Source organism: Buchnera aphidicola (Aphis aurantii), assembly GCF_039388985.1.
Taxonomy (GTDB): Bacteria; Pseudomonadota; Gammaproteobacteria; order Enterobacterales; family Enterobacteriaceae; genus Buchnera; species Buchnera aphidicola_BL.
On the sequence record NZ_CP135021.1, the window covers coordinates 343,928 to 357,565 of the forward strand.

The 13,638-nt window shown below is 25.3% G+C and carries 12 protein-coding genes; 7 read left to right on the top strand and 5 right to left on the bottom strand.

Annotation, left to right across the window (positions count from 1 at the left end):
* The first annotated feature begins 47 nt into the window (after nt 1-47).
* Complete coding sequence (aspS, locus tag RJT32_RS01590) at nt 48-1,814, top strand: aspartate--tRNA ligase (RefSeq protein WP_343154007.1); 1,767 nt, start codon at nt 48-50, stop codon at nt 1,812-1,814.
* On the opposite strand, the gene znuB is transcribed toward aspS, so the two are convergent.
* Both znuB and znuC read right to left on the bottom strand, forming a co-directional pair.
* Nucleotides 1,811-2,608: a zinc ABC transporter permease subunit ZnuB gene (gene znuB, locus RJT32_RS01595; protein WP_343154008.1), complete on the bottom strand. Its 798-nt coding sequence runs from the start codon at nt 2,606-2,608 to the stop codon at nt 1,811-1,813. The two genes, aspS and znuB, sit on opposite strands and share 4 nt — an antisense overlap.
* Before the next feature lie 31 nt (nt 2,609-2,639).
* Nucleotides 2,640-3,356, bottom strand: a complete 717-nt coding sequence (znuC, locus tag RJT32_RS01600; RefSeq protein WP_343154009.1) for a zinc ABC transporter ATP-binding protein ZnuC — start codon at nt 3,354-3,356, stop codon at nt 2,640-2,642.
* A 594-nt stretch (nt 3,357-3,950) separates the two neighbouring features.
* Here znuC and RJT32_RS01605 point away from each other — a divergent pair.
* Nucleotides 3,951-5,045: a peptidoglycan DD-metalloendopeptidase family protein gene (locus RJT32_RS01605; RefSeq protein WP_343154010.1), complete on the top strand. Its 1,095-nt coding sequence runs from the start codon at nt 3,951-3,953 to the stop codon at nt 5,043-5,045.
* Nucleotides 5,046-5,079: 34 nt separating this feature from the next.
* Here RJT32_RS01605 and pyk read toward each other — a convergent pair whose 3' ends face one another.
* On the bottom strand, nt 5,080-6,525 hold the full coding sequence (gene pyk / locus RJT32_RS01610; protein WP_343154011.1) for a pyruvate kinase: 1,446 nt from the start codon (nt 6,523-6,525) through the stop codon (nt 5,080-5,082).
* A 281-nt stretch (nt 6,526-6,806) separates the two neighbouring features.
* Here pyk and zwf point away from each other — a divergent pair, with 281 nt between their 5' ends.
* The 5 genes from zwf (at nt 6,807) to tsaB (ending at nt 12,433) form a co-directional block, all read left to right on the top strand.
* Complete coding sequence (zwf, locus tag RJT32_RS01615) at nt 6,807-8,282, top strand: glucose-6-phosphate dehydrogenase (RefSeq protein ID WP_343154012.1); 1,476 nt, start codon at nt 6,807-6,809, stop codon at nt 8,280-8,282.
* Nucleotides 8,283-8,427: 145 nt separating this feature from the next.
* Nucleotides 8,428-9,312: a protease HtpX gene (gene htpX / locus RJT32_RS01620; protein ID WP_343154013.1), complete on the top strand. Its 885-nt coding sequence runs from the start codon at nt 8,428-8,430 to the stop codon at nt 9,310-9,312.
* A gap of 296 nt (nt 9,313-9,608) precedes the next feature.
* Nucleotides 9,609-9,818, top strand: a complete 210-nt coding sequence (gene cspE / locus RJT32_RS01625; RefSeq protein WP_158340076.1) for a transcription antiterminator/RNA stability regulator CspE — start codon at nt 9,609-9,611, stop codon at nt 9,816-9,818.
* A gap of 296 nt (nt 9,819-10,114) precedes the next feature.
* A complete protein-coding gene (locus RJT32_RS01630; protein ID WP_343154014.1) occupies nt 10,115-11,680 on the top strand; it encodes a TerC family protein in 1,566 nt (521 codons plus the stop codon).
* Between the two features lie 78 nt (nt 11,681-11,758).
* Nucleotides 11,759-12,433, top strand: coding sequence for a tRNA (adenosine(37)-N6)-threonylcarbamoyltransferase complex dimerization subunit type 1 TsaB (gene tsaB / locus RJT32_RS01635; RefSeq protein WP_343154015.1), 675 nt, complete (start codon nt 11,759-11,761; stop codon nt 12,431-12,433).
* 133 nt (nt 12,434-12,566) lie between these two features.
* On the opposite strand, the gene minE is transcribed toward tsaB, so the two are convergent.
* Together minE and minD are read right to left on the bottom strand one after the other, a co-directional pair.
* Nucleotides 12,567-12,818, bottom strand: coding sequence for a cell division topological specificity factor MinE (gene minE, locus RJT32_RS01640; protein WP_343154016.1), 252 nt, complete (start codon nt 12,816-12,818; stop codon nt 12,567-12,569).
* Nucleotides 12,819-12,820: 2 nt separating this feature from the next.
* Nucleotides 12,821-13,633: a septum site-determining protein MinD gene (minD, locus tag RJT32_RS01645; protein ID WP_343154017.1), complete on the bottom strand. Its 813-nt coding sequence runs from the start codon at nt 13,631-13,633 to the stop codon at nt 12,821-12,823.
* Nucleotides 13,634-13,638 lie beyond the last annotated feature (5 nt).

A 13,638-nucleotide genomic window follows, 5' to 3' on the forward strand; every position in this document is an offset into this window, starting at 1 on the left:
TCATATTTTAACAAAATATCATTCAAGATAAATTTTACAGAGAATTTATGCGTACTAAATATTGTGGAAATATTAAAATAATAGATTTATATAAGTCCGTAGTTATATCTGGATGGGTAAATAAAATAAGAAATTTTGGTCAATTTATTTTTATAGATATCAGAGATAATACAGGCATTGTACAAGTTATTTTTGAACGAAAAAATCTTACTCTTTTTAATCAAGCATTAAGTTTAAAAAATGAATCATGTGTGCAAGTAACAGGAATTGTTCAAAAAAGAGATTTAAATAATAAAAATCCAAATCTAAATACTGGAGAAATAGAAATATTAGCCCAAAAAATAAATATTTTTAATATTTCACAACCATTACCATTAGATTATTCAAGTAATAACAGTGATGATTTAAAATTAAAGTATCGATATTTAGATCTTCGACAATTTAATTTACTTGAAAATTTAAAAATTAGAAATAAAGTGACTTATTTAATAAGAACTTTTATGACAAAAAAAAATTTTTTAGATATAGAAACGCCATTGCTGACTAAATCTACTCCAGAAGGAGCGAGAGATTATTTAGTACCAAGCCGAAACTATCCTGGAAAATTTTATGCTTTACCACAATCGCCACAATTATTTAAACAATTATTAATGGTTTCTGGAGTTGATAAATATTATCAAATAGTAAAATGTTTTCGAGATGAAGATTTAAGATCTGATCGACAACCTGAATTTACACAAATTGATATTGAAGCATCATTCACAAATTCAAAAAACATTCGAAAAATTATAGAACAATTAATAAAAAAAATTTGGTTGAAAATACTCAATTATAATTTAAATAAATTTCCTATATTATCTTATAATCAAGCAATTCATCAATATGGGTCAGATAAACCTGATTTACGTAACCCTCTAAAAATAATTGATATATTTAATATTTTTAATAAAAAAAAATTTTTAGAATTTTTTAAGTTAAACTTATCAAAAAAAAACAGAATAGCTTTATTATGTTTTCCTAGTGGTGAAAAAATCAGCCGAAAAAAAATTGAACAATACTGTAGTTATGTAAATAAATTTGGTGCAAAAAAATTATTTTATATAAAAATTAAAAAAATTGAAATAGGCCAAGAAGGTATTCAAAGTTCAATCAACCACATTTTAAATCAAGCAATATTAAATAAAATTATAAAACAAACTAACGCTAAAAATGGAGATATCTTATTTATCATAGCTGATATAGAAAATGTTGTGAATCATGCTCTTGGTATGCTTCGTATAAAATTAGGAGATGATTTTAAAATATTTCAAAAAAATATTTGGAAACCATTATGGGTTATAAATTTCCCTATGTTTAAAAAGGATAAAATTGGTAATTTTTCTTCAGTTCATCATCCCTTTACCGCTTTTAAAAAAGATCACGAAAAAAAAATGTTTAATGATTTAGATCATGCCATGTCCGATAGTTACGATTTAGTAATAAATGGATATGAAATTGGAGGAGGATCAGTTAGAATTCATGATTTTAAAATGCAAGAAAAAATTTTTAATATTATTGGTCTAAGTAAAAAAGATCAAAAAGAAAAATTTGGATTTTTAATCGAAGCATTTAAATATGGTGCTCCACCTCATGCAGGTATAGCCTTAGGATTAGATCGAATAATAATGTTATTAAGACAAACTAATAATATTAGAGATGTGATTGCTTTTCCAAAAACAACGTCTGGATCATGCCTCATGACTAGCGCACCAAGCATAATAAAAAGCGAAAATTTAAGTGAATTAGGTATAAATACTACTAAAAATAAATATTAAAATTTTTTAGAAAAAAAAATTTTTATAGTACTTAATAAATAAAGAAAAGATGAAAATAATACAATAGATGGACTTGCTGGAACATTAAAAAACATCGATAAAAATATTCCTCCTGTAACAGAAAAAATGCTTATTAAGATTCCAATAATCACCATTTTTTCTGGAGAATTTGAAAAATGTTGCGCAGTCGCAGGAGGTATAACTAATAAAGAAGTGATTAATAATGCGCCTACAAATTTAATTGCTATAGCAATAGTTAAAGCAGTTGTTAACATTAAAGTTAAACGTGCATAAAAAATATTTATTCCATCAATTTGAGCTAATTCTGGATTAATAGTAACCAATAAAATCGAATTCCAACGAATAATTAAAATAATTAAGACTATTATACTACCCAAGACAATAGTAATTAAATCAGATGTTGTTACAGATAATAAATCACCAAATAAATAGTTATTAAAATCAATTTTTTTTGAAGTAGAAGCAAAACTAATTAATACTATTCCTAAAGAAATTGAAGTATGTGATATTATAGTTAATATAGTTTCTAATGCAATAGGAAGCATTCTTTCAAGCCATGTTAAAAAAATAGCAAGTAAACTTATAAAAATCAAAATAATATAAAATGAATTAGTATGAAATATTATAGATATCGATAATCCAAGCAAAGATGAATGTGATAGTGTATCACCAAAAGATGACATACGACGCCATACCATAAACGAACCTAGAAGTCCTGTGGCAAGGGAAAGAAAAATTCCAGATAACCATCCTGCAAATATTAGTTTAAACATAATAATACTCTAAAATTTTATTTTATAAAGCTTAATATTGATGTATATGATTATGTCTATGATGATAAATCGCTATCTCTTGAATGCGTTCCAAACCAAATATCGAAATAAATTCTAAATTTTTAAGTACTTTTTTTGGGCTGCCAGAACAACATATATGCTTATTTAAACAAATTACATAATCAGTTCGAGCCATTACAAAATTTAAATCGTGAGAAACTATCAAGATAGTACAATTTAATTCATTGCGTATACAATGAATCAAGTTATATAAATCTAATTGACCCATCACATCAACTCCTTGTGCTGGTTCATCCAGAACAAGTAAATTAGGATCATTTAGTAACGCTCTAGCTAATAAAATACGTTGTATTTCGCCACTAGACAATTTTTGTAAAGGTAAATTTATCAGTGATTCTGCTTTCACTCGTTTTAATATTTGGAAAATATTTGTAGTTTTTTTATGTTGAGATAACTGCATAAATCGTTTAACCGTAATAGGTAATAAATTATTCAAATATAATTTTTGTGGAACATATCCAATAGATGTATATGGAGAGCGATAAACTATTCCTGATGTAGGTTTTATTAAACCTAAAATGACACGTATTAAAGTAGATTTACCAGCTCCATTAGGACCAATTAATGTAACAATACGATTAGAATTTAAAGATAATGATATATTATGAAGAATAGAGCGTTCAGAAAAATTAACATAAATATTTTTTAGAGAAACAAATTCTATCATAAGTAAGTAGACTTTTAAGTATTATTAGTTTCTTAAATTATAAAATATTTTTTTTAAAATTAATATAAATTTTATTTTTAAAAATAAAAAACTTGATTAACAATATAATATATAATTAAATTGAATTTTTATTATTCAATAATTTTGCTGAATATTATAATTAAATATGATTTTAAAAATTATATCAATTATGAGATTCAAAAAACTTAAAAAAAATATCTTCAACAAAACTGTATTGTTTGATACAACTTAATTAATTAAAAAAATACTTTACACAAGAATGATAAAATTCATATTATATTTACAACTAAAATAAAATTGAAAATAAAAAAACGAATAAATACAGAATTATTAATGATACATTCAAAAATCACTTATCAAGATTAACTTTTCAGATGTTATATATTTCTAAAAAAAATAAAAATATTTATTTTATCTTATTAAAAATAATAATAAATCTTCAATGCAATTAAATTTTATTAAAAATATTACAAAAAATAAAATAAAATTTTAGATACTAAAAAGTACATAAACAAAAATACAGTTAATCATGCTTAATAATTATTTCAATATTGAAATTTAAGGGTTGAACAAGTGAAAAATATTTATAAAAAAATTTTTCTATATTTTAATTATCTTTCCAATTTTTATAATATTTTTATATTTTTTATAAAAACTATCATTACTTCTTTGGTATTATTAAGTTGTAGTATTCTATCGGAAGATCAAAAAATATTTTTTAATCAAGTTACTAATACGAAAAAAAACAATCAATGCAAAATTCACCTTCAAGAAAAAGAAAATTATACACCAGAAATTGTAAAAAATAAGTTAAAAAAAAATAAAAATATACATATTACCTTGAGACAAGATATACATAAAAATGAAAATTATGTAACATCGAAATTATCAAAAAATATGCTTATAAAAAAAACTATTTATATTAAAAAAAATTCTAACTTTTTTAAAAGTGCTTGTGAATCTGGATTGAATTTATTTGATATTAATAGCATTATTAAAGCTTTAGAATGGAATATAAATTTTCATAAACTCAATATTAATAGTCAGTTTGATTTAGTTTTTTTAAAAGAAAAAATTAACTTAAAAAACAAAAATATATTATTAGGTATAAAAATAAATAACTTAAACAAAACCTATTATGCTATTAAAGCGTTTAATGGTAATTTTTATGACATAAATGGTTGTAATCAATCACCTATGATTATGGATTTTTCACTGCTAAAAAAATATCGAATTTCCTCTCATTTTAATTTACATCGTATTCATCCTGTTACACATTATGAAAGTCGTCATTTAGGTGTTGATTTAGCAATGCTACAAGGAACTTCAGTACTAGCCACCACTAACGGTAAAATAGTAAAAACAGGATTTAATAAAATTTCAGGTTTATATATAGTTTTAAATAATAAAAACCAATTTTTAACTAAATATATGCATCTTAAAAAGATTTTTGTAAAAGTAGGTCAAAACATCAAAATACATCAAAAAATTGCATTATCTGGTAATACCGGTCGAACAACTGGAGCGCATTTACATTATGAAATTTGGATTAACAATCATGCGATTAACCCAATACATGCTCACTCTTATTTTATAGAACCATTGACCAAAAAAGAATTAATTGCATATTTCAAAATATCTAAAATAGTTTTATCAAAATTAAAATAGCATATTTAAAATATACTTTTTAAGTAAAATATAGTTAGTAAACGACTTTCAAGATTCTACTAGTATTTGTTTTTCCTGTTTTTCCCATTATATCTCCTTGTGTTACAATAACTAAATCATTATTAAATAAAAAACCTTTTTTACATAGTAATATTATAGCTTCATGAGCGGCTTGAACCCCATCATATTTACTATCAAAATAAATAGGAACTACACCTCTGTAAAGAGTTGATAAATTTAATGTTTTTTTGTTTTTTGATAAAGCAAAAATAGGAAGCCCGGATGTAATTCGAGAAGTCATCAAAGCAGTTTTTCCAGATTCTGTCATAGTAACAATTGCTGTAATTCCATTTAAATGATTGGCTGCATACATAGCTGACATTGCAATAGCCTCTTCTATATCATTAAACTTCATATCAATTCGATGCCTAGAAACATTAATACTGGGTATTTTTTCAGCTCCTATACATACTTTTGCCATATTTAAAACTGTTTCGGATGGATATTTTCCAGAAGCGGTTTCAGCAGATAACATAACTGCATCACTTCCATCCAAAACAGCATTTGCAACATCCATTACTTCTGCTCGAGTAGGTAATGGATTGAAAATCATTGATTCCATCATCTGAGTAGCAGTAATAACTACTTTATTTAATTTTCTAGCACTTCTAATTAAATTTTTTTGAATACCCACAAGTTCTGCATCTCCAATTTCTACACCTAAATCTCCTCTAGCTATCATAATAGCATCTGAACATAATATTATATCTTCTATAGATTCTTGAGTTCTAACAGCTTCTGCGCGTTCTATTTTTGCTATAATTTTAGCTTGACTTCCAGCTTTATTTAATAAAAATCTTGCTTTTTTTAAGTCTTCTCCACATCTGGGAAAGGATACAGCTAAATAATCTACATCTATTTGGGACGCCAATACTATATCTTTTTTATCTTTTTCTGTTAAAGTATTAGCAGACAATCCACCACCTAATTTATTAATGCCTTTATTATTTGATAAAATACCTCCAATAATAACTTTAGTAAAGATCTCAGAACCTGTCACTCTAAATACTTTTAATTGTATTTTTCCATCATCTAATAATAAAATATCATTAATATTTAAATCATTTGGTAATTTTTTATAATCAATGCCAACCCGCTCTTCATTTCCCTCGCTATCTTGTAAATTAGAGTCTAATATAAAAATATCATTTTTATGTAGTAAAACACTATTTTTTTTAAATTTAGAAATTCTAATTTTAGGGCCTTGCAAATCACCTAATAAAGCAAAATTACAACTCAATTCTAACATTATCTCTCTTGCTTTTTTTGCTCTTTCTTTATGTTCTTGATATGAACCATGAGAAAAATTTAAACGAAGAACATTCACTCCAGACTGAATAAGTTTTTTTAAATTATCATCTTTATCTGTAGCTGGCCCTAAAGTAGCAACAATTTTGGTTCTTCTTAAACGAGTCAACATAAACACCTCAAAATTTATTTAAGTTAATATATATTTAATATCTTTGCATATTGTAAAACTATCTTTGTTAAAAACATATAATATAAAATATCAATCATTTATTTATATATGTTTATTTAGTAAAATTAATGCATAACATATAGTATTAATAATACCTGATATTAAAATAAAAATCTTAAAGAATATTTATTTTAATTCATGCTTTTTAAAGTAATTTATTAATTTTTAAATATTTTTACAATTATTATAAAATATCATATTTCAAATTAAAGAGAAAATTTATGATCATAGATATAGCTCAAGCTTGTGATTTAGTTATTTTTGGAGCTAAAGGAGATTTAGCACGAAGAAAGTTATTACCTGCATTATATCAACTAGAAAAATGTAATCAAATACATCCAAATACACGTATTATTGGTGCAGGTCGTGCTAATTGGACTAAAGAAGAATATATAGAAACAATAAAAAAAACAACAAAAACTTTTTTAAGAGAAGATATTGATGAACATATTTGGGATAAATTAATTTTTCGTGTACATTTTTTTAATATTGATGTTTTCAAAGAACATTATTTTACCAAACTAAAAAAAATACTCAACCAAACAAACAATATAATTATTTATTATTGCGCGGTTCCACCAAGTGCATTTCATGCTATTTTTGAAGGATTAGGGAAAGTCAATTTAAATTTATTTCCATCAAGAATAATTATAGAAAAACCATTAGGAGTATCTTTAAAAACATGCAAAAAAATTAACGATCAAATAGCTAAATATTTTTTAGAATCTCAAATTTTTAGAATTGATCATTATTTAGGAAAAGAATCAATATTAAATCTTATTTCTTTACGTTTTGCTAATTCATTATTTTTTAATAATTGGAATAGGAAAATGATTGACCATATTCAAATAACTGTATCTGAAGAAGTGGGAATTGAAAATCGATGGAATTATTTCGATGAAATGGGTCAAACAAGAGATATGGTTCAAAATCATCTTTTACAAATATTAACTATAATTTCAATGGATCAACCTAAAAATATTTCACCCACAAATATCAGAAACGAAAAAATCAAAATTTTACGTACACTTGACACTATTAATATAGATAATATAAATGAAAAAACTGTAAGAGGTCAATATACTTCGGGTAATATTCGAGGTAAAAAAGTACCTTCATATATAGAAGAAAATGGAGCTAATCCAAATAGTCAAACTGAAACGTTTGTATGTATTCGAGTAGATTTAAAAAATGATCAATGGTTAGGTGTACCTTTTTATTTAAGAACAGGAAAAAGACTAGCATATAAATATTCAGAAATAGTAGTTGTTTTTAAAGAAATGCCAATAAATTTATTTAATAAACCTAATAATTTATCTCGAAACAAATTAATTATACGATTAGATCCTAATGAAAATATTAAAATAGATTTTTTCAAAAAAACACCAGGATTTAATGAAATATGTCAATTAACAAGCGATAGAATTGAATTATCTTCTTCTACTAAAACAACTTCAAATCGAATCGATGCTTATGAAAGATTATTGTTAGAAAGTATGAAAGGATCTCAATCTTTGTTTGTATGTCGAGAAGAAACAGAAGAAGCATGGAAATGGATTGATCCAATTATCGATAGTTGGAAAAAAACTAAACAAAATAACTTAAAATTATATCCCGCAGGAACATGGGGGCCAAAAAATTCAGATAAAATAATTATGAAAGATGGAAGGTATTGGCATGAGTTTGATTCAAAATAATTTAAAATTTTGAATTAATTAAAAAATTATGTTAATATAAAAATATTTTTTTAAATATTTAAATAAATTACTTATATCGCCAGATTTTTAAAATTAATTTCAAAAAAAACACTAATTTCGACTGAATTGAGGAAGATAATATCTTATGATACGTATTATTCTTTTCTTGTTAACTAACTTAGCAGTTACATCAACATTTGCTTTAATTCTTGCTTTGACAGGAATTAATGCAGATAGTATTTATGGCATATTAATTATTTCTACTTTATTTGGTTTTAGCGGATCTCTTGTTTCACTGCTTATATCTAAATGGATTGCATTGCGGTCAGTCAATGGTAGAATTATTAAATTTGCTAGTAATGATACAGAAAAATGGCTAATGGAAACTGTAAAAAAACAATCAGAAAAAAAAGGAATAAAAATACCTCAAATTGCGATATACGATGCTATTAATATTAATGCTTTTGCAACAGGTCCTCGAAGAAATTCTGCATTAATTGCAGTATCTTCAGGATTGTTAGAAAAAATGACTCGAAACGAAGCCGAAGCAGTGATCGGGCATGAAATTAGTCATATCTCGAATGGTGATATGATAACAATGGGATTAATACAAGGGGTAATAAATACTTTTGTGATTTTTATATCGCGTATTGTTTCGCAGATATTAAATAGCATATTTTCAGGAAATAATGATGAAAATGATGAAAGTGAAAAACATCCATTTATTTTATTTATTATTTCTACAATATTAGAAATAATCTTTGGTATGTTAGCAAGTATTGTAATTATGTGGTTTTCTAGACATCGAGAATTTTATGCTGATGCTAGTTCAGCAAAATTAGTAGGTCGTGAAAAAATGATTGCTGCATTAAATAAAATAAAATCAAGTTATGAAGAAGCACCTCAAGAATCTGATAGTATTATTGCTTTTTGTATTAATGGTAAATCTAAATCAAAACTGGCATTGTTTGCATCCCACCCTTCTATAGAAAAAAGAATACAAGCTTTAAATAATAAAAAATATATGTAACTAGATCACAACAAATTCTCTTAGTAGAAACATATCTATTAAGAGAACATTACATTAAAAAAATTTTATGAAATTCTTTTAAACTTGTGTTTTTATAAAAAAACGTTTATAATCATTTGAGAAAAATATAGTTGAAAAAAGCAACAGTTCTGTTTATGAATGGCATTTTAAAATTAAACAATTTTAGAGTAGAAGATGTTAAAACTTTTCTTGAAAAATCTTAAATTCATGCCTCATGCAGTAATGTTTCTAATTTCTGAAAATAATGAAAAATTAATACTTTTAAAGGAAAAAAAATGAGTAAGATTAAAGGTCAAGTTAAGTGGTTTAACGAATCTAAAGGTTTTGGTTTTATTACGCCGTCTAATGGAAGTAAAGATGTTTTCGTTCATTTTTCATCTATTCAAGGGAATGGTTTTAAGACTCTATCGGAAGGACAAAATGTAGAATTTGAAATTCAAGATGGACAAAAAGGTCCTTCTGCAATTAACGTATGTTCTATATAAAAAATATTTAAAAAAGACCTCTGTTAAAAATCAGAGGGCTTATAAAAATCAGAGGCTTATTTTTTTTGTATACTAACATTACTAACATTTAAAATTAATAATTCATCAAGTTAAATATACTTAAATAAATCAATTATTTTAACTTCGAAGATAAATTCTCTCAAAATCTGTTCATCCAAATATATGATCTAGTTATATCTAGACTGTTTTTTAATCTTCTTGAAAATAAAATATAATATTAATATGTAGATAAATTAAATACTACGCTGTCCTATTTTTTCTACGGAGTTTTTCTGATGGATTTTTTTTTAGAACCGTCAACTTGGGCCGGCTTATTAACACTAGTTGTTTTAGAAGTAGTTTTAGGAATTGATAACTTAATTTTTGTAGCTATTTTATCAGAAAAATTACCACCTAATCAAAGAGATAAAGCACGTTTAATTGGTTTAGGGCTTGCATTAATAATGAGATTAGGTTTGTTATCATTCATATCTTGGATTGTCACTTTAACGAGTCCTATTGTTAATAACAGATTATTTACTTTATCAGTACGTGATTTAATTTTGCTTATGGGCGGGTTGTTTTTATTATTTAAAGCAACAATTGAACTTCATGAGAGATTAGAAAATAAAGATCATGAAAATTCAGAAAATAAGAATTATGCGAGTTTTTGGGCTGTAGTAATTCAAATCGTTGTATTAGACGCAGTTTTTTCACTAGATGCTATTATTACAGCGGTGGGTATCGTTAATCAGTTGTTTATTATGATGATCGCAGTAATATTAGCTGCAATACTTATGTTATTTGCTTCAAAAGCATTAACTAATTTTATTAATCTACACCAAACTGTTGTAGTTTTATGTCTTAGTTTTTTATTAATGATTGGTTTTAGTTTAGTTTCAGAAGCGCTAAAATTTTATATTCCTAAAGGATATTTATATGCAGCAATAGGATTTTCAATTTTAATTGAAATATTTAATCAAATAGCTCGACATAATTTTATGAAAAATCAATCTAGAAAACCTATGAGACAAAGAGCTGCTGAAGCAATTTTACGACTAATGGTAAGAGAAAAAAATAAACATAAAAATCAATCAAATAAACCATCAAACAAAAACACGAAAATTTCGATAAAACCTGCGCTAGAAACAGAAACATTTAAAGATGAAGAAAAATATATGATTAATGGAGTCCTTACTTTAGCAGGACGTTCAATTAAAAGTATTATGACACCAAGAAGTAATATATCTTGGGTGAATACAGAAAAAAACACTAATGAAATTCGTACTCAGTTGTTAGATACACCTCATAGTTTATTTCCAGTTTGTAAAGGTGAACTAGATGAAATTATCGGTATTGTTCGTGCTAAAGAATTATTAGTTGCTATTGAAAAAAATATCGATGTTTGCAAGTTTGCTTCTCAAATACCACCAATAATTATCCCTGATACTCTTGATCCTATTAATTTGCTAGGAGTACTTCGAAGAGCTCAAGGAAGTTTTGTAATTATTAGTAATGAATTTGGTGTAGTACAAGGTCTCATTACTCCTTTAGATGTTTTAGAAGCTATAGCTGGAGAATTTCCAGATGCAGATGAAACACCTGATATTATAAAAGAAAAAAATAGCTGGCTAGTTAAAGGTGAAACAGACTTACATTCATTGCAACAATTATTAAATACAAGAGAACTCATTAAAGAAAATGATTGTGCTTCTTTAGGAGGTTTATTAATCGCTCAAAATGGTCGATTACCTATTCCAGGAGAAATTATTAATATTAATTTATTTTCTTTCCATATTGTTCAAGCGACAGAGTATCGTATTGATTTAGTTCGAATTATTAAACATGATAATATTAATTAAACTAATACATTAAAATAATTTCAATTTTTTAAAACAATCTATTTTAAAACAAATAAATTTTTAAATATTGAGAAAAGTATGCCTAATATAATTTTAGCGATTGATACTTCAATTAATTATTGTTCGGTAGCTATATATAATAAAAAAAAAATACATGAATTATCAGATCGGTCTAATAAAGAACATAATATTAAAATATTACCAATGATTCAAAAAATATTATTACTTTCAAATATAAAACTTAAAGAACTTAATTATATAGCTTTTTCAAAGGGACCAGGTAATTTTACTGGAATACGAATTTCAATGGGAATCGCGCAAAGTTTGTCATTTAGTTTGAAAATTCCAATTTTAGGAATTTCAACTCTAGCTATTATAGCGGAAAAAGCATGGCGAAAATATCATCAAAAAAAAATACTTATTGCTATACATGCTGGGTCTAATCAAATATATTGGGCGCAATATATTAAAAATAATAAATTTTTATGGACCGGAGAACAAACAGAATCTTTAATTCAATGTAATAAAATTAAAGAAAAAATACAACACTTAACAAGTGAATGGCTACTTGTTGGTGATGGATGGGAAAAAATTTATTATCAAAACCTATTCAAATTTAAACAAAATAAAATTATATCACCTAATGCAAAAGATATAATTCCATTCGCTTTGTTTAATATAAAAAATAATGCTTTTGTCCACGCTACGGAAGTGACTCCTAACTATTTAAATAATATTTTTTTTAATAAATAAAAAACGTTCAAATATAAATAAAACTCAATACTGAAATACTAAAGATACTTCAGTATTGATCTAGCTATTATAATATATAATATAGATTGAATTTGATAAATTATTTTAATTTTTATATAATTGTTTTAAATTATCATTCTGGCAAAACAACATTTAACTCTAATATAGAAATTTCTTCATTTTTTTGTTCTAATTGTATGGTTACCATATTAGGTTCTATATTTACATATTTACAAATTACAGAAAGTATTTCACGTTTTAATTGTGGAAAATAATCTGGTTCATTTTGAAATTTTCTTCGTTCTGCCACAATAATTTGTAATCTTTCTTTAGCCACATGAGCAGTATTTTTGTTCCGGGATAAAAAAAAATCTAATAAAGCCATGTCTATCTCCAGAATAAACGTCGTAAAAAACTTTTTTTTTCTTCTTCAATAAAGCGAAATTTATGAGTTTCACCTAATAATCGATTTACTGTATCAAAATAAGCATGCCCTGCATTAGAGGTATTATCTAAAATCACAGATTCTCCTTGATTTGATGCTCGTAATACAGAAGTATCTTCAGGAATCACACCAATAATAGGTATTCGAAGTATTTCTAAAACATCGTTCATACTTAACATTTCACCATTTTTTACGCGTGTTGGATTGTAACGTGTTAATAAAAGATGCTCTTTAATAGGAGTATTATTCTGCTCAGATCTTTTGGATTTAGATGATATAATTCCTAATATTCGATCGGAATCGCGTACTGAAGAAACTTCTGGATTTGTAGTAATAATCGCTTCATCTGCAAAATATAATGATAAAATAGCGCCTTTCTCAATTCCAGCTGGCGAATCACAAATAATAAAATCAAAATCCATTTTTATTAATTCATTTAAAACTTTTTCAACTCCAACATACGTTAGAGCTTCTTTATCTCGAGTTTGAGATGCTGGTAAAATAAATAAATTTTTTGTTTTTTTATCTTTAATCAAAGCTTGATTAATTTTTGCTTCACCTTGAATTACATTAACAAAATCATATACTACTCTACGTTCACATCCCATAATCAAATCTAAATTTCTTAAACCTATATCAAAATCTATAACAACAGTTTTTTTCCCTTTTTTTGCCAAACCAGTTGCAATAGCAGCACTTGAAGTAGTTTTACCTACACCTCCCTTCCCTGAAGTAACTACAATAATCCGTGTCATATAAA

Bases quoted from the DNA above. Each gene is read 5' to 3' on its own strand.
- aspS (WP_343154007.1), top strand. From the start codon at position 48: ATGCGTACTAAATATTGTGGAAATATTAAAATAATAGATTTATATAAG.
- znuB (WP_343154008.1), bottom strand. From the start codon at position 2,608: ATGTTTAAACTAATATTTGCAGGATGGTTATCTGGAATTTTTCTTTCC.
- znuC (WP_343154009.1), bottom strand. From the start codon at position 3,356: ATGATAGAATTTGTTTCTCTAAAAAATATTTATGTTAATTTTTCTGAA.
- pyk (WP_343154011.1), bottom strand. From the start codon at position 6,525: ATGTTGACTCGTTTAAGAAGAACCAAAATTGTTGCTACTTTAGGGCCA.
- zwf (WP_343154012.1), top strand. From the start codon at position 6,807: ATGATCATAGATATAGCTCAAGCTTGTGATTTAGTTATTTTTGGAGCT.
- htpX (WP_343154013.1), top strand. From the start codon at position 8,428: ATGATACGTATTATTCTTTTCTTGTTAACTAACTTAGCAGTTACATCA.
- cspE (WP_158340076.1), top strand. From the start codon at position 9,609: ATGAGTAAGATTAAAGGTCAAGTTAAGTGGTTTAACGAATCTAAAGGT.
- RJT32_RS01630 (WP_343154014.1), top strand. From the start codon at position 10,115: ATGGATTTTTTTTTAGAACCGTCAACTTGGGCCGGCTTATTAACACTA.
- tsaB (WP_343154015.1), top strand. From the start codon at position 11,759: ATGCCTAATATAATTTTAGCGATTGATACTTCAATTAATTATTGTTCG.
- minE (WP_343154016.1), bottom strand. From the start codon at position 12,818: ATGGCTTTATTAGATTTTTTTTTATCCCGGAACAAAAATACTGCTCAT.
- minD (WP_343154017.1), bottom strand. From the start codon at position 13,633: ATGACACGGATTATTGTAGTTACTTCAGGGAAGGGAGGTGTAGGTAAA.